This is a genomic window from Paraburkholderia sp. (genome assembly GCF_050742655.1).
GTDB lineage: Bacteria > Pseudomonadota > Gammaproteobacteria > Burkholderiales > Burkholderiaceae > Paraburkholderia.
The window spans coordinates 216,481-233,106 of the sequence record NZ_JBOIGG010000010.1 but is presented as its reverse complement, the minus strand read 5'-3'; the positions used below and the strand labels follow the sequence as shown (position 1 = coordinate 233,106).

General features: G+C 63.7%; 15 protein-coding genes. 12 read left to right on the top strand and 3 right to left on the bottom strand.

The genetic code is table 11. The annotated features are described in order from the left end of the window. The first annotated feature begins 131 nt into the window (after positions 1-131). Together ACREXZ_RS16535 and ACREXZ_RS16530 are read left to right on the top strand one after the other, a co-directional pair. Positions 132-1,403: a glutamate-5-semialdehyde dehydrogenase gene (locus ACREXZ_RS16535; protein WP_431765173.1), complete on the top strand. Its 1,272-nt coding sequence runs from the start codon at positions 132-134 to the stop codon at positions 1,401-1,403. 131 nt (positions 1,404-1,534) lie between these two features. After that, positions 1,535-1,951: a CopD family protein gene (locus ACREXZ_RS16530; RefSeq protein WP_431765172.1), complete on the top strand. Its 417-nt coding sequence runs from the start codon at positions 1,535-1,537 to the stop codon at positions 1,949-1,951. 51 nt (positions 1,952-2,002) lie between these two features. On the opposite strand, the gene ACREXZ_RS16525 is transcribed toward ACREXZ_RS16530, so the two are convergent. Then, positions 2,003-2,848 carry a MurR/RpiR family transcriptional regulator gene (locus tag ACREXZ_RS16525; protein WP_431765171.1) on the bottom strand — a complete coding sequence of 282 codons (846 nt, stop codon included), beginning with the start codon at positions 2,846-2,848 and terminating at the stop codon, positions 2,003-2,005. Between the two features lie 286 nt (positions 2,849-3,134). Here ACREXZ_RS16525 and edd point away from each other — a divergent pair, with 286 nt between their 5' ends. The 4 genes from edd to ACREXZ_RS16505 all read left to right on the top strand — a co-directional run bounded on the left by edd (position 3,135) and on the right by ACREXZ_RS16505 (position 7,880). Next, positions 3,135-5,018, top strand: a complete 1,884-nt coding sequence (gene edd, locus ACREXZ_RS16520; protein ID WP_431765170.1) for a phosphogluconate dehydratase — start codon at positions 3,135-3,137, stop codon at positions 5,016-5,018. Between the two features lie 2 nt (positions 5,019-5,020). Then, positions 5,021-5,662 (top strand): bifunctional 4-hydroxy-2-oxoglutarate aldolase/2-dehydro-3-deoxy-phosphogluconate aldolase, encoded by a 642-nt coding sequence (eda, locus tag ACREXZ_RS16515; protein ID WP_431765169.1) that lies wholly within the window; start codon positions 5,021-5,023, stop codon positions 5,660-5,662. 299 nt (positions 5,663-5,961) lie between these two features. Then, on the top strand, positions 5,962-7,362 hold the full coding sequence (locus tag ACREXZ_RS16510; RefSeq protein WP_431765168.1) for a gluconate:H+ symporter: 1,401 nt from the start codon (positions 5,962-5,964) through the stop codon (positions 7,360-7,362). Between the two features lie 14 nt (positions 7,363-7,376). Beyond that, entirely contained in the window at positions 7,377-7,880 is a 504-nt protein-coding gene (locus tag ACREXZ_RS16505) for a gluconokinase (RefSeq protein WP_431765167.1), read from the top strand. A 133-nt stretch (positions 7,881-8,013) separates the two neighbouring features. On the opposite strand, the gene purB is transcribed toward ACREXZ_RS16505, so the two are convergent. Beyond that, on the bottom strand, positions 8,014-9,402 hold the full coding sequence (purB, locus tag ACREXZ_RS16500) for an adenylosuccinate lyase (RefSeq protein WP_431765166.1): 1,389 nt from the start codon (positions 9,400-9,402) through the stop codon (positions 8,014-8,016). A gap of 177 nt (positions 9,403-9,579) precedes the next feature. On the opposite strand from purB, the gene ACREXZ_RS16495 reads away from it, so the two are divergent. The 6 genes from ACREXZ_RS16495 (at position 9,580) to ACREXZ_RS16470 (ending at position 15,415) form a co-directional block, all read left to right on the top strand. Next, positions 9,580-10,536: a LysR family transcriptional regulator gene (locus ACREXZ_RS16495; protein ID WP_431765165.1), complete on the top strand. Its 957-nt coding sequence runs from the start codon at positions 9,580-9,582 to the stop codon at positions 10,534-10,536. A 183-nt stretch (positions 10,537-10,719) separates the two neighbouring features. After that, positions 10,720-12,024, top strand: a complete 1,305-nt coding sequence (locus ACREXZ_RS16490) for a Glu/Leu/Phe/Val family dehydrogenase (protein WP_431765164.1) — start codon at positions 10,720-10,722, stop codon at positions 12,022-12,024. Positions 12,025-12,302: 278 nt separating this feature from the next. Then, the gene (locus ACREXZ_RS16485; RefSeq protein ID WP_431765163.1) at positions 12,303-13,196 is read left to right on the top strand and encodes a glutamate/aspartate ABC transporter substrate-binding protein; all 894 of its coding nucleotides are present in this window, start codon (positions 12,303-12,305) and stop codon (positions 13,194-13,196) included. Between the two features lie 79 nt (positions 13,197-13,275). Continuing rightward, the gene (locus ACREXZ_RS16480; protein WP_431765162.1) at positions 13,276-14,016 is read left to right on the top strand and encodes an amino acid ABC transporter permease; all 741 of its coding nucleotides are present in this window, start codon (positions 13,276-13,278) and stop codon (positions 14,014-14,016) included. Next, entirely contained in the window at positions 14,016-14,693 is a 678-nt protein-coding gene (gltK, locus tag ACREXZ_RS16475; protein ID WP_431765161.1) for a glutamate/aspartate ABC transporter permease GltK, read from the top strand. Before ACREXZ_RS16480 ends, gltK begins: the two co-directional genes overlap by 1 nt. Continuing rightward, positions 14,690-15,415 carry an amino acid ABC transporter ATP-binding protein gene (locus tag ACREXZ_RS16470; RefSeq protein ID WP_431765160.1) on the top strand — a complete coding sequence of 242 codons (726 nt, stop codon included), beginning with the start codon at positions 14,690-14,692 and terminating at the stop codon, positions 15,413-15,415. The genes gltK and ACREXZ_RS16470 overlap by 4 nt, the downstream gene beginning before the upstream one ends. Before the next feature lie 139 nt (positions 15,416-15,554). On the opposite strand, the gene ACREXZ_RS16465 is transcribed toward ACREXZ_RS16470, so the two are convergent. Continuing rightward, entirely contained in the window at positions 15,555-16,460 is a 906-nt protein-coding gene (locus ACREXZ_RS16465; RefSeq protein WP_431765159.1) for a class II glutamine amidotransferase, read from the bottom strand. Positions 16,461-16,626 lie beyond the last annotated feature (166 nt).

Genomic DNA, 16,626 nt, shown 5'->3' with positions numbered 1-16,626 from the left:
CGCCAGCTACGCAACGGCGGGCGAGCAAACCGGCGTCGCTGGACTTACAATCTACGCATCTCCTGCTTAACTCCGCAGTACACCGCGCCGGCGCCGTCTTCGGTCCGCACGGGCATCCGAGAATCACAACGGTGGATATCGACCAGTACATGACCGACCTCGGTCGCCGCGCCCGTCACGCATCGCGTGCGATGGCGCGTGCGTCGACGGCGGCGAAGAACGCCGCGCTCGACGCAATCGCGCACGCGGTCGAGCGCGATGCGGCGCAGCTGAAAGCGGCGAATGCACGCGACGTCGCGAAGGCGCGCGAGCGCGGGCTCGACGCTGCGTTCATCGACCGGCTCACGCTGTCCGACAAGACGTTGAAGACGATGGTCGAAGGCTTGCGGCAGGTCGCCGCGCTGCCCGATCCGATCGGCGAGATCAGCAATCTCAAGTACCGGCCGAGCGGCATCCAGGTCGGCCAGATGCGCGTGCCGCTCGGCGTGATCGGCATCATCTACGAATCGCGGCCGAACGTGACGATCGACGCGGCCGCGCTGTGCCTGAAGTCCGGCAACGCGACGATCCTGCGCGGCGGTTCCGAAGCGCTCGAATGCAATACGGCGCTGGCGAAGCTGATCGGCGAAGGCCTTGAAGCGGCCGGGCTGCCGCAGGACGCGGTGCAGGTCGTCGCGACGTCGGATCGCGCGGCGGTCGGTGTGCTGATCACGATGACCGAATACGTCGACGTGATCGTGCCGCGCGGCGGCAAGAGCCTGATCGCGCGGCTGATGGAAGAAGCGCGCGTGCCGATGATCAAGCACCTCGACGGCATCTGCCACGTGTACGTAGACGATCGCGCGGATCTCACGAAGGCGCTGACCGTCTGCGACAACGCGAAGACGCATCGCTACGGCACCTGCAATACGATGGAGACGCTGCTGGTCGCGCGCGGTATCGCGGGCGACGTGCTGCCGCTGCTCGGCAGGCTATATCGCGACAAGGACGTCGAGCTGCGCGTCGATCCGGCGGCGCGCGCTGTGCTCGAAGCGGCGAAAGTCGGGCCGCTCGTCGATGCGACCGAAGAAGACTGGCGCACCGAATACCTCGCGCCGGTGCTCGCGATCAAGATCGTCGACGGACTCGACGCGGCGATCGATCACATCAACACGTACAGCTCGGCGCACACCGATGCGATCGTCACCGAAGACCACGACCGCGCGATGCGCTTCCTGCGCGAAGTCGATTCGGCGAGCGTGATGGTCAACGCGTCGACACGTTTCGCCGATGGCTTCGAGTTCGGTCTCGGTGCGGAGATCGGCATTTCGAACGACAAGCTGCACGCGCGCGGTCCGGTTGGGCTCGACGGGCTCACGTCGCTGAAGTACGTCGTGCTCGGGCACGGCGAAGGCCGGCAGTAACCGCCAGTAATCGCATAACCCACGCCGGGCGGCTCAACGTGGTTGCCCGGTCTCGTTGATCATCCGTCATTGATCGCCACAGGCGACGGATTCTTCGCCGCCGGGCCATGATCTCTTTTCGAGGACCGCCGATGCTTTGGATCAAAACGTTTCACATCGTTCTGGTTGCGGCCTGGTTTGCCGGCCTGTTCTACCTGCCGCGCATTTTCGTGAACCTCGCGATGGAGACTGAGCCTGCCGCGATCAAGCGTCTGCTCATCATGGCGCGCAAGCTGTTCCGCTTCATGACGTTCATCGCGGTGCCCGCGCTGCTGTGCGGATTGTGGTTGTGGCTCGTGATCGGCATCGGGAGCGGGCAGGGCTGGATTCACGCGAAGGTCGGCGTGGTCGTGCTGCTCGTGATCTATCACGCGTACTGCGGCAGGTTGCTCGCGACGTTCGAGCGCGGCGAGAACCGCCGCTCGCACAAGTGGTACCGGATGTACAACGAACTGCCCGTGCTCGGCCTGCTGGCCGCGGTCGCACTGGTGGTGATCAAGCCCTTCTGAGTTCTTTTAGCCTGAGATTCCGTGTGGCGTGTGCCGCGCGGCCATCGTCCGCTATTCGTGAGGACCGATCCGCCGGCGCGTGATCAGGTCCTTCGCTCCCGCCAGTTTCTCCGTCAATTCCGGACCGCGCTGCAGCGCGACGCCGACCGCGAGAATGTCGCCGATCGCGAGATGCGTCGTGCGCGACGTCATCGGCGAGAACACGTCGGTGTCTTCGTCGACGTTCGCATGCAGGCCGATCGTCGCGACCCGCGCGAGCGGCGAGTTGCCATGCGTGACCGCAATCACCTTCGCCCCTTTTTCGAGTGCTGCTTTCGCGGCATCGACGATGTCGCGCGTGCGCCCTGTGTTCGAGATCGCGACGACAACGTCGCCCGCGCCGAGCAGCGCCGCCGACATCAGGAACGTATGCGGGTCCGAGTAGGCGACGCTCGGCATGCCCAGCCGGAAGAACTTGTGCTGCATGTCCTGCGCGGCGATGCCCGAACCGCCCGCGCCGTAGAACTCGATGCGCCGCGCGGCGGCGAGCAGCGCGATCGCCGCGGCGACTGCATCCGACGACAGATTGTTGCGCACCTGGATCAGCGCGCCGATCGTCCGGTCGAGCACCTTCGCCGCGACGCCCGGCACCGGCTCGTCGGGCCGCACGTCGCGATAGACGGCGGGCACGTCGGCGGCGACGCCCTGCGCGAGCCGGATCTTGAATTCACGGAAGCCCGAGAAGCCAAGCGCATGACAGAAGCGCGCAATGGTCGGCTGACTCACGCCAGCACGGCGCGCGACCTCGGTCATCGACAGATCGAGCACTTCGCGCGGCGCCTCGATGACGTAGTCGGCCAGCTTGCGCTCGGACGGGCGCAACTGGTCGCGCATCGCTTCCACCTGGGACAGCATCATCGGAAAACTCGCTCTATGCTGGAAAGAGATGGGTGGACTATAGCGGATTCGTGAAAATGTACAAAAACTACATATCGATGGTAGGTGTATTCCCTGGGTTTTAGCTTGAAGCGGCGAAGGCGCCGTAGATTAAGGGTTTTATGGATGGACAAGAGATGCTGTGACCGCGCCTTTCTGGATTGCCTGCGTGTAGTTTTTCTACTAAGATGCCGAATCAAAGATGCCGGGACCACCCGGCCACGCCGTATCGTGCAACACGTCCCTGCCCGAAGACGAAGGAGATTCGATGGTTTCCCCGCACTCGCATTTGATGAAGGTCACGCGGCGCGTGATCGAGCGCAGCAAGGCTACCCGCGAGGCCTATCTGGCCCGCATCGATGCGGCGCAGGGCCGGTTTCCCGCCCGCGGCGCGCTGTCATGCGCGAACCTCGCCCATGGGTTCGCGGGCCTCGAAGGCAACGACAAGCTCACGATCAAGGCGATCCACGCGCCGAACATCGGTATCGTCTCCTCTTACAACGAAATGCTGTCGGCGCACGCGCCGTACAAGGACTACCCGGACGTCATCAAGCGCGCTGCGCGTGAAAACGGCGGCGTCGCGCAATTCGCCGGCGGCGTGCCCGCGATGTGCGATGGCGTCACGCAGGGCAACGCCGGGATGGAGCTGTCGCTGTTCTCGCGCGAAGTAATCGCGATGAGCACCGCGGTCGCGCTGACCCACAACATGTTCGATGCCGCGCTGTGTCTCGGCATCTGCGACAAGATCGTGCCCGGCCTCCTGATCGGCGCGCTGCAGTTCGGCCATCTGCCGACCATCTTCGTGCCCGCCGGCCCGATGGCAAGCGGCCTCTCCAACGACGACAAGGCGAAGATACGCCAGCAGTTCGCGACCGGCAAAGTCGGCCGCGACGCGCTGCTCGAAGCGGAAGCAGCCGCGTATCACGGTCACGGCACCTGCACGTTCTACGGCACCGCGAACAGCAACCAGATGCTGATGGAAGTGATGGGCCTGCATCTGCCGGGCTCCGCGTTCGTGCATCCGTACACGCCGCTGCGCGAAGCGCTCACCGCCGCCGCCGCGCGCCGCGTGCTCGATCTCACCGTCGATCGTGGTCACTACACGCCGATCGGCCACGTCGTCGACGAGAAAGCAATCATCAACGGCATCGTCGCGCTGCTCGCGACGGGCGGCTCGACCAATCACACGATGCACCTCGTCGCGATCGCGCGCGCAGCCGGCATCCTGATCGACTGGGACGATTTCGACGAACTGTCGCAGGCCGTGCCGCTGCTTGCTAAGGTCTATCCGAACGGCAAGGCCGACGTGAACCACTTCCATGCAGCGGGCGGCGTCGCGTTCCTCGTGCGCAATCTGCTCGAAGGCGGTCTGCTGCACGAAGACGTGAAGACGGTGGCCGGCCACGGGCTCTCGAAGTACACGCAGGAACCGAAGTTGCTGGACGGTACGTTGACGTGGGTCGACGGCGTGCCGGCGAGCCAGGACACGAGCGTGTTGCGCGGCATCGCGGAGCCGTTCCAGCCGGACGGCGGCCTGCGCCTGATGCAGGGCAAGCTCGGCCGTGGCGTGATCAAGATCTCGGCGGTCGCGGCGCAGCATCGCAAGGTGACTGCGCCTGCGATCGTGTTCGATTCGCAGGAAGCGGTGCAGGCCGCGTTCGACAACGACGAGCTGAAGCGCGATTTCGTCGCGATCGTGCGCTTCCAGGGCGCGCGTGCAAACGGCATGCCGGAGCTGCATCGTTTGACGCCGCTGCTCGGCGTGTTGCAGGATCAGGGTTTCCACGTCGCGCTCGTCACCGACGGCCGCATGTCGGGTGCGTCGGGCAAGGTGCCCGCGGTGATTCACCTGTCGCCGGAAGCGCTGCTGCAAGGCCCGCTCGGCAAGGTGCGCACGGGCGACACGATCGTGATCGACGCGGACGCGGGCGTGCTGGACGTCGACATCGACACGGCGGAATGGGCCGCGCGTCCGGTCGCCGAGCCCGAGCATCAGGCTGCGAACGAAGTCGGCTTCGGCCGCGAACTGTTCGGCGTGTTCCGCGCGGCGGCCGCGCCGGCGGAACTGGGCGCATCGATATTCGGACCGTTGATCGGCGAACCGGCGCACGCCACTCAGGCCGGCCACGAACTGCAGAAACAAGGAGCGTAATCATGACGACGAAGACAGTGGGCGACATCGTGCGCCTCGGCCCGGTCATTCCGGTCCTCGCATTCGAATCGGCCGAGCAGGGCGAAAACGTGTCGCGCGCGCTGCACGCGGGCGGTGTGAAGGTGCTCGAAATCACGCTGCGCACTGAAGCCGGCCTGAAGGCGATCGAGCGGGCGAGCGGTCTGGCCGACGACATCGTCGTCGGTGTCGGCACGATCACGCATCCCGAGCAATGCGCGCTCGCGAAGAAGGCCGGCGCCCAGTTCGGCGTATCGCCGGGGCTGACGAAGGAAATGCATCAGGCCGCGCAGGACGCCGGCTTGCCGCTGCTGCCCGGCGTGATGACGCCGACCGACATCATCGCGGCGCTCGAACTCGGTTACGAGATCGTCAAGTTCTTCCCTGCGCAGCCGGCCGGCGGCGTGCCGATGCTGCAGGCGTTCCACGGTCCGTTCCCGACGCTGAAGTTCTGCCCGACGGGCGGTATCAGCGCGGAGACCGCGCCGCATTTCCTCGCGTTGCCGAACGTTGTGTGCGTTGGCGGATCGTGGCTGACGCCGAAGGCCGCGGTCGCCGCGCAGAACTGGGCGGAGGTTACGCGGCTTGCACGTGCCGCGAGCGAACTCGCGCCACCCGCGCACTGATCCACAGAGGTTCTCACGAGCGACACCGGCTGCGCATTGCGCGAAGCAGCCGGGAATGGAACTTGCCCTTCGAGCCTCGCGTAGCAGCTGTCATCGCTGTTGCGCGAGGCTTTTCGTTGTGCGGCGCAAGGCGCGACAAACTCATTCATGTTGCACTTCGGCACGCCTGATCGCGAAACAGACAGTAAAATTCAGCGACCGCGCGACGGCCAGACTGGCGTCGCTCCAGGTTGCGATACAAGACGCGAGCCGCATCGCGTTCAGGCCCATAACGCCCCATCACGAAGAGGAGACGCCCCATGGAAGCAGTCCACGGCAGCATGCTGCTGATTTACGCATTGATCGCCATCGCGCTGCTGATCCTGCTGATCACGCGCTACAAGGTGTATCCGTTCCTCGTCCTGATCATCGTCTCACTGCTGCTCGGGCTCGCGGTCGGTATGCCGATGAGTCAGATCGTGAAGTCGTTCGAGACCGGCAACGGCAATACGCTGGGGCACATCGCGATCGTCGTCGGCCTCGGCACGATGCTCGGCAAGATGATGGCGGAATCGGGCGGCGCCGAGCGCATCGCGACCACGTTGATCGACTGGTTCGGCGAGAAGAACATTCACTGGGCGATGATGTTCGTCGCGATCATCGTCGGCTTGCCGGTGTTCTTCGAAGTGGGCTTCGTGCTGCTGATCCCGATCGCGTTCAACGTTGCGAAGCGCACCGGCAAGTCGCTGCTGCTGATCGGGTTGCCGATGGTCGCGGGGCTGTCGGTCGTGCACGGGCTGATTCCGCCGCACCCGGCCGCGATGCTCGCGGTCCAGGCGTATCACGCCGATATCGGCCGGACGATCGCGTACGGGCTCATCATCGGCATTCCGACGGCGATCGTTGCTGGCCCGCTGTTCGCGCTGCTGGTTCATCGCTACATCAAGCTGCCGGAAAACAATGCGCTCGCCGCGCAGTTCGTCGGCGGGAATGGGGCGACCGGCGAAACGGGTTCGACCGATAAAGACAGCGCCGCGCCCGCTAAGGGGGAGTTGCCGAGCTTCGGCATCACGTTGTTCACGATCCTGTTGCCGGTGATCCTGATGCTGATCGGCAGCTGGGCCGACCTCGTGTCCACGCCGAAGTCGCTGCCTAACGATCTGCTGAAGTTCGTCGGCAACTCCGACGTCGCGCTGCTGATCGCGGTGCTCGTGAGCTTCTGGACGTTCGGCGCGAAGCGCGGCTTCAACCGCGCGCAGATCCAGAAGTTCTGCGGCGACTGTCTCGCGCCGATCGCGGGTATCACGCTGATCGTCGGGGCGGGCGGCGGGTTCGGCCGTGTGCTGATGGACAGCGGTATTTCGAAGGAGATCGTCGAAGTAGCGACGAACGCACATCTGTCGCCGCTGCTGTTCGGCTGGTTCGTTGCCGCGCTGATCCGTCTCGCGACGGGCTCGGCAACGGTCGCGATGACCACGGCCTGCGGCATCGTCGCGCCGATCGCGACGGCGAGCGGCGTGCACGTGAGCGCCGAACTGCTGGTGCTCGCCACCGGCTCCGGTTCGCTGATCTTCTCGCACGTGAACGACGGCGGCTTCTGGCTGGTCAAGGAATACTTCGGCATGACGGTGGGGCAGACCTTCAAGACATGGTCGCTGTGTGAAACCATCATCTCGTTGCTCGGTTTAGGTTTGACGTTCGCACTCGCGACGGTCGTGTAAGTAAGGAGCAGTAGATGATCTTGATAGCGATGGGTGTGTCGGGCGCGGGCAAGACGCGCATCGGCGAAATGCTGGCGGAGCGCCTGCAATGCAGCTTCACCGACGGCGACGCGTTTCACAGCGCGGCCAACAAGGAGAAGATGCATCACGGCATTCCGCTGACCGATGAAGACCGCTGGCCGTGGCTGCGCACGATCCGCGCGGCGATCGAGGAGAAGCAGCACGCGAACGAGACGGCCGTGTTCACGTGCTCGTCGCTGAAGCGCTCCTATCGCGACATCCTGCGTAACGGCAACAGCGATGTGGTGTTCGTGTATCTGCACGGCACGGTGGAAACGTTGCGCGAACGCCTGACGACGCGTACCGGCCACTTCTTCGATCCTTCGCTGCTGCAAAGCCAGCTCGATACGCTCGAAGAACCGGGCGAAGACGAGGCGATCACGGTGAGCATCGACCTGACGCCGGAGCAGATCGTCGACAACGTGTTCGTGCAGTTGAAGGGACGCAGCGGCGTGTGACTTTGCGCCGCTTCAGGCGGCGTGGCGGGTCAAATAAAAAATGGCGCTCAGTTCAGTTGAGCGCCATTTTTTTACAGCGGATGTCGTGCGTGCAGCCTGAAATACAGCCTGAAGCGCGACGCCGACGAATCGATCAAGCGATCCGTTTCGCGAGTTCCACCGCATTGCCGACGTACGACGCCGGCGTCATCGCGAGCAGACGTTCTTTGGCGTCGGCCGGAATCTGCAGGCCGTTGATAAACGTCTGCAGTGCGTCGCGCGTGATGCCCTTGCCGCGCGTCAGCTCCTTCAGCTGCTCGTACGGATTCTCGATGCCGTAGCGGCGCATCACTGTCTGCACCGGCTCGGCGAGCACTTCCCAGCAGTTGTCGAGGTCGTCGTTCAGACGCTGCGGATTCACTTCGAGCTTGTCGAGCCCGCGGATCAGCGCGTCGTACGCGAGCAGCGAATAGCCGAACGCGACGCCCATATTGCGCAGCACCGTCGAGTCGGTCAGGTCGCGCTGCCAGCGCGACACCGGCAGCTTGTCGGAGAGATGGCGCAGCGTCGCGTTCGCGAGGCCGAGGTTGCCTTCCGAGTTCTCGAAGTCGATCGGATTGACCTTGTGCGGCATCGTCGACGAACCGATTTCGCCGGCCTTCGTCCTCTGCTTGAAGTAGCCGAGCGAGATGTAGCCCCACACGTCGCGGTCGAGATCGAGCAGGATCGTGTTCGCGCGCGCAACGGCGTCGAACAGCTCGGCCATGTAGTCGTGCGGCTCGATCTGGATCGTGTACGGGTTGAACTTCAGCTTCAGTCGCGCTTCGACGACTTCGCGCGAAAACGCTTCCCAGTCGAACTCCGGGTACGCGGACAGATGCGCGTTGAAGTTGCCGACCGCGCCGTTCATCTTGCCGAGCAGTTCGACGTTGGCGACGCGCTCGATCGCGCGCGCGAGCCGCGCGGCGACGTTGGCGATTTCCTTGCCGAGCGTGGTCGGGCTGGCCGGCTGGCCGTGCGTGCGCGACAGCATCGGCTGCTCGGCGTGCGTGTGCGCGAGCTTGACGAGCCGTTCGTACACCGAGCGCAGCGCGGGCAGAATCACGTGCTCGCGCGCGCCGGCGAGCATCAGCCCGTGCGACGTGTTGTTGATGTCCTCGGACGTGCACGCGAAGTGGATGAATTCGCTGGCGCGCTCCAGTTCCGGCTGTCCCTTCACCGATTCCTTCAGCCAGTATTCGACGGCCTTCACGTCGTGATTCGTCACGCGCTCGATGTCCTTGATGCGCGCCGCGTCGTGCGCGGTGAAGCGCTCGGCGAGCTGCAGCAGGAACTGCTCGGACGCGTCGGAGAAGCGCGGCACCTCGGCGAAACCGGCACGCGACAGCGCGATCAGCCAGTGGATCTCGACCGTCACGCGATGACGCATGAACGCGGCCTCCGACAGCCATTCGCGCAGGGCTTCGGTTTTCGACGCATAGCGGCCGTCGAGCGGAGAAAGCGCGGTCAGCGCGAAGAGGGTATCGGGACGGGTGTCGGACATGATGGGGCGGACCGGAGGGTGAAGATCGGGAGAACCGCGAATTTTACCACTGCACGGCTGACGTCCCGCGCTGCGTGCGCCCGACCGGCCCCACGTCGGGAACGGCGGCCGGCCGCTAGAATGCTGGCTGCCGGACGCCCGTCGCCACGCTTACCCTGCCTGTTGCCACAAGGTCCCATGGAACTCAAATGGCTTGAAGACTTCGTTTCGCTAGCGGAGACCCACAGTTTCAGCCGTTCGGCGGAACTGCGCCACGTGACGCAGCCCGCGTTCTCGCGACGTATCCAGGCGCTCGAGGCGTGGCTCGGCACTGAATTGATCGATCGTTCGGTTTATCCGACCCGGCTAACGTCGGCCGGCCAGGTGTTCTACGAACAGGCGCTCGCGATGCTGTCGCAGTTCCACGAAGCGCGAACGCTGTTGCGCGGCCATACCGCGACGCCCGCCACGACGATCGAATTCGCGGTGCCGCATACGCTGTCGCTCACGTATTTTCCGAGCTGGCTGCAGCGCATCGAGGCGCGGCTTGGGCCCGTGCACACGCGGCTGCGCGCACTGAACGTGCACGACGCGGTACTGTCGCTGGTCGAAGGCGGCTGCGATCTCGTGATGGGCTACCACCATGCGAGCCATCCGATCGCGCTCGATCCGGCCCGCTACGACATGCTGACGATCGGCATTGAATCGATCAGCCCGTTCTCGGCCGCGACGCGCGCGGGCCGTGCACGCTTCACGCTGCCGGGCACGCCGGAGTCTCCCGCGCCGTATCTGTCGTACACGCCGAACGCGTATCTGGGACGGATGACCGAAGTGATCGTCGCGAACGCGCCGGCGCGCCTCTATCTCGACCGGGTGTACGAAACCGACATGGCCGAAGGCCTGAAGGCGATGGCGCTGGCGGGTCACGGCATCGCGTTCCTGCCGCACAGCGCGGTCGAGGACGCGACCGCCGACGGCCGGCTGATCCGGCTCGATCGCGCGACTCGCGGCGTTGCCGAAGGGCAGTTCACGCTAACGATGGAAATTCGCCTGTACTGCGACAAGCTGGCCGTGCAGGGCGACGATCCGCGGCACCTGCTGGTGCGTCAGCTGTGGGACACGGTGAGTGCCGAACTGCAGACACGCGAGAAGTGACGCGATCAAAATGACATGACTATGATGCACGCTTCGAGGACACATTCATTGCGCCGTTCGCGACAGTCTTTTGCGCCTTTTCGACGTTATGCATGAAAAACATAACGGGATGAACAAACGGCATTGGATTTCGCGGCGGCGTTTTTCGACAATGGCCGGATTCGATCCACCGCTGGAGCGTTCATGTCATCACAACCGCAGTCCGCATCATCGTTGCAGTCCGTCCCGTCCTATCTGAACAGCGACGACCTCGGCCCCTGGGGCAACTATCTGCGTCAGGTCGACCGCGTGGCGCCGTACCTCGGCCCGCTGTCGCGCTGGCTCGAAACGCTGAAGCGCCCGAAGCGCATCCTGATCGTCGACGTACCCATCGAACTCGATAACGGCACCGTCGCGCACTTCGAAGGTTATCGCGTGCAGCACAACGTGTCGCGCGGTCCGGGCAAGGGCGGCGTGCGTTACCACCAGGACGTGACGCTGTCGGAAGTGATGGCGCTGTCGGCGTGGATGTCGGTGAAGAACGCGGCGGTGAACGTGCCGTACGGCGGCGCGAAGGGTGGTATCCGCGTCGACCCGCGCAAGCTGTCGCGCGGCGAACTCGAACGCATGACGCGCCGCTACACCAGCGAAATCGGCATCATCATCGGACCGAACACCGATATCCCCGCGCCGGACGTGAACACGAACGAGCAGATCATGGCGTGGATGATGGACACGTACTCGATGAACCAGGGCCAGACGGCCACGGGCGTCGTGACCGGCAAGCCGATCACGCTCGGCGGTTCGCTCGGCCGTCGCGAGGCAACGGGCCGCGGCGTGTTCGTCGTTGGCTGCGAAGCGGCACGGCGGATCGGCTTCGACATCGAAGGCGCGCGCATCGCGGTGCAGGGCTTCGGCAACGTCGGCGGCATCGCCGCGCGGCTGTTCCAGGAAGCCGGTGCGAAGGTCATCGCGGTGCAGGATCACACGGGCTCGCTGTACAAGGCGTCGGGCATCGACGCCGTTGCGCTGCTCGAGCACGTCGCGAAGACGGGCGGTGTGGGCGGTTTTGCCGGCGCCGATGTGATCGCCGCCGACGAGTTCTGGACCGTGGAATCGGACATCCTGATCCCGGCCGCGCTTGAAAACCAGATTACCGAAAAGAACGCGCACAAGATCCGCACGCGGATCGTCGTCGAAGGCGCGAACGGCCCGACCACCACAGCGGCCGACGACATCCTGCACGACAAGGGCACCCTCGTGATCCCCGACGTCGTCGCGAATGCGGGTGGCGTCACGGTGTCGTACTTCGAATGGGTGCAGGATTTCTCGAGCTTCTTCTGGACCGAAGACGAGATCAACCAGCGGCTCGAACGCGTGATGCGCGAAGCGTTCGCGGCTGTGTGGCAGGTGTCGAGCGAGCAGAAGGTGTCGGTGCGCACGGCGGCGTTCATCGTCGCGTGTAAGCGCATCCTGCAGGCGCGCGAAATGCGCGGCCTGTACCCCTGAGCCTGTATTCCTGATTCACTGGGCAGACATTTTTCGGCGGATCGGCCCCTACCCCCGGGCTGGTCTTTCGACATTCAGACTCGCTCCACAAGAGCGCGTGCAGTATCGGCGGTCGATCTCCCCAAGAGGTCGACCGCCTTTTTGCGCCTGTCCGCCGCGCATCGCCCGACCGCTCCTGGAGCGGCGCCGCAGGCGCAGGCTGTCGCATGGTTAACAAGCATTACTTTCAGAATAATTACTTTGCTAAACTGGCGCCGTTCTTGCCAAGGAGATCACACATGAAGGTTAAAAAAGCTGCGTTGCTGCTCGCAACCCTGGGGCTGTTTACGGTGGGCGCGCACGCGCAGGACGCTGGAACGCTCAAGAAGATCAAGGATACGGGGGTCATCTCGCTGGGTCACCGCGAATCGTCGATTCCGTTCTCGTATTACGACGAAAAGCAGAATGTCATCGGTTACTCGTATGAGTTCCAGATGAAGGTCGTGGAGGCGGTGAAGCAGAAGCTGAACATGCCGAACCTGAAGGTCAAGTTTACGCCGGTCACGTCGCAGAACCGGATTCCGCTGGTGCAGAACGGCACGATCGACATCGAGTGCGGCTCGACGACGAACAACGCCGAGCGTCAGCAGCAGGCCGCGTTCTCGAACACGATTTTCGTGATCGGCACGCGCCTGATGACGCGTAAGGATTCTGGCATCAAGGATTTCCCGGACCTGAAGGGCAAGACCGTCGTGACGACGGCTGGCACCACGTCCGAGCGTCTGCTGCGCAAGATGAACCAGGACAAGAGCATGGGCATGAACATCATCAGCGCGAAGGATCACGGCGAGTCGTTCCAGACGCTGGAAACCGGCCGCGCCGTGGCGTTCATGATGGACGACGCGCTGCTCGCGGGCGAACGCGCGAAGTCGAAGACGCCGAACGATTTCGTGATCACCGGTGCGCCGCAATCGCATGAAGCGTACGGCTGCATGATGCGCAAGAACGATCCGGAGTTCAAGAAGGTGGTCGACGACGCGATCGCGAAGGTCGAAACGTCGGGCGAAGCCGATCAGATCTACAAGAAGTGGTTCGAATCGCCGATTCCGCCGAAGGGCCTCAACCTGAACTTCCCGGAAAGCGATGACATCAAGGCGCTCTTCAAGAGCCCGAACGACAAGGCAATCGATTAACCGTTAGCGGTCTGTTCAACGCTGAACGAAACGGAAGAGGCCACGCGCTTCTTCCGTTTCTTTTTGCTGGAGTCTTGTCATGTCATATCACTGGAACTGGGGCATTCTGCTGAGTCCGGTTTCGACCGGCGAGCCGACGACCTATCTCGGCTGGCTGATGTCCGGCTTCTGGGTGACGATTACCGTGTCGCTTTCGGCATGGGTGATCGCGCTGATTGTCGGGTCGTTCTTCGGCGTGCTGCGCACCGTGCCGAACAAATGGCTCGCGGGCATCGGTACCGTCTACGTCGCGATTTTCCGCAATATTCCGCTGATCGTGCAGTTCTTCATCTGGTATCTGGTGATACCGGAACTGCTGCCCGTTTCGATCGGCACGTGGTTCAAGCAGCTGCCGCCGACCGCGCAGTTCTTCTCGTCGTCGATCATCTGTCTCGGCCTCTTCACCGCCGCGCGGGTGTGCGAGCAGGTGCGCTCGGGCATCAATGCGCTGCCGCGCGGCCAGCGGGCAGCCGGCCTCGCGATGGGCTTCACGCAGTGGCAGACGTACCGCTACGTGCTGCTGCCGGTCGCCTACCGGATCATCGTGCCGCCGCTCACGTCGGAGTTCCTGAACATCTTCAAGAATTCGGCGGTCGCCTCGACGATCGGTCTGCTCGATCTGTCGGCGCAGGCACGCCAGCTGGTCGACTACACCGCGCAAACCTACGAGTCGTTTATTTCGGTGACGCTCGCGTACGTGATCATCAATCTCATCGTGATGCAGTTGATGCGCTGGGTCGAACGCAAGAGCCGCCTGCCCGGCTATATCGGAGGTAAGTGATGCATCATTTCGACTGGAGCGGTATTCCGGGCGCGCTGCCTACGCTGTGGACCGGCGCGATCATCACGGCTGAGATCACGGTGCTCGCGATTATCATCGGCATCGTCTGGGGCACCGTCCTCGCGATCATGCGGCTGTCGTCGTTCAAGCCGTTCGAGTGGTTCGCGAAAGCCTACGTCACGGTATTCCGCTCGATCCCCCTCGTGATGGTCCTGCTGTGGTTCTTCCTGATCGTGCCGCAGGTGCTGCAGAACGTGCTCGGACTATCGCCGGACATCGACATCCGGCTCGCGTCGGCGATGGTCGCGTTCTCGCTGTTCGAAGCGGCGTACTACTCGGAGATCATCCGCGCGGGCATCCAGGCGGTGCCGCGCGGGCAGATCAACGCGTCGTTCGCGCTCGGCATGAGCTACGCGCAGGCGATGCGCCTCGTCGTGCTGCCGCAGGCGTTTCGCGCGATGGTGCCGCTGCTGCTCACCCAGGCCATCGTGCTCTTCCAGGATACGTCGCTCGTCTATGTGATCGGCCTCGCCGATTTCTTCCGCACGGCCACGAATATTGGCGACCGTGACGGTACCAACGTCGAGATGATACTGTTCGCGGGCGCGTGTTATTTCGTGGTTTGCGTGATCGCATCGAGCCTTGTCAAAGGTCTTCAGAAAAAGGTCGCAAGATGATTTCTATCAAGAACGTTTCGAAGTGGTACGGTCAGTTCCAGGTGCTGACCGACTGCACGACGGAAGTCAAAAAAGGTGAGGTGGTCGTCGTGTGCGGACCGTCGGGTTCGGGCAAGTCGACGCTGATCAAGACCGTGAACGGACTCGAGCCGTTCCAGCAGGGCGAGATCACGATCGACGGCAAATCGCTCGGCGACAAAAAGACGAACCTGTCGAAGCTGCGCGCGAAAGTCGGCATGGTGTTCCAGCACTTCGAGCTGTTCCCGCACCTGTCGATCACCGAGAACCTGACGCTTGCGCAGATCAAGGTGCTCGGCCGGTCGAAGGACGAAGCGGCGGCGAAGGGGCTGAAGCTGCTCGATCGCGTGGGCCTGCGCGCGCATGCGGACAAGTACCCGGGGCAACTGTCGGGCGGTCAGCAGCAGCGTGTGGCGATTGCGCGGGCGCTGTCGATGGACCCGATCGCGATGCTGTTCGACGAACCCACGTCCGCGCTCGATCCCGAAATGATCAATGAAGTGCTCGACGTGATGGTCGAACTCGCGCAGGAAGGCATGACGATGATGTGCGTGACGCACGAAATGGGCTTTGCCCGCAAGGTCGCGCATCGCGTGATCTTCATGGACCAGGGCTTGATCGTCGAGGACGACCGCAAGGAAGAATTCTTCGCGAACCCGAAGTCGGATCGCGCGAAGGATTTTCTCGCGAAGATTCTGCACTAGCCGCGTTATCGCTATATCGCGGTTTCGGCTGCGTGCGTCGGCATGCGGCCGGCCGGTGAGAAAAAAGCCGCTTTCCGTGAGGGAAGCGGCTTTTGTTTTTTGCTTTCGCGGGACGTCGCGGCGAGTCACCGCGCGTGGATCAGGATTCGAATGCGGCGGCGTCGTCGGCTTCGAGGTCGAGCGTGGCCGGTTCGCGGACCATCGTCGCGGATGCCGACACGTCGCATGCGGGATTACGCGCTTTTTCGAGCACCGCCGGCGGCACCGGCACATTGGCGCGGCCGATCACCTCGCCATGCTGGAACATCAGCAGATCGCCGGGCTGGAACGCGGTCCACACTTCGTCGTCGGTGAGCGGCTGCGTGGCGATGACCGCGACGCGGTCTTCCGGTGTCGTGTACTTCGCGAAATCGATCGACACGTCCGCGTCGACGAGGTGCGCGGTGGAAAACGGCCAGCGGCGCACGAGGTAGTGCAGGTGTGTCGAGCAGTGCGCGAACAGCGCCTGACCGTTCGACATGAGGAAATTGAACACACCGAAATGGGTGATCTCGCGGGTCAGCGCCTCGAGCGTGGCGAAGAGTTCGTCGAGCGGCGGCTGGGTGCCGGGAAACTGTTTGCGCAGCCCTTGCAGCAGCGCGCAGAACGCGAGTTCGCTGTCGGTCGTGCCGACCGGCTGATAGACGCCGGTGAGAAACGGGCTGTAGTTCTGCAGATCGCCGTTGTGCGCGAAGATCCAGTGACGCCCCCACAGTTCACGCATGAACGGGTGGCAGTTTTCGAGCAGGATGTGCCCTTGCGTGGCCTTGCGGATGTGCGCGATCGTGTTGCGGGATTTGATCGGGTAGCGCTTGACCATCTCGGCGAGCGGCGACGTGGCCGACGATTGATGATCGATGAACAGCCGGCAGGCCTTGTCCTCGAAGAACGCGATCCCCCAGCCGTCGGCGTGGTGATCGGTTACGCCGCCGCGCGCCGCAAAGCCGGTGAAGGAGAACGTGACGTCCGTCGGCGCGGCGCAGTTCATTCCGAGGAGTTGGCACATGGTGCTGAGGCGGAGCAGGTGAACGGAGCGACCCGTTACAATGATGATTTTCCAAGCATATCACCGAGCCAGGCGCGGCAAACAGCAAAATCGGCGGGGATCCATGTCGCCATGTTGCGGTTTATCCACTTCGCGCGGCCGTCCGGTGAACGCCACTTTTCCCGCC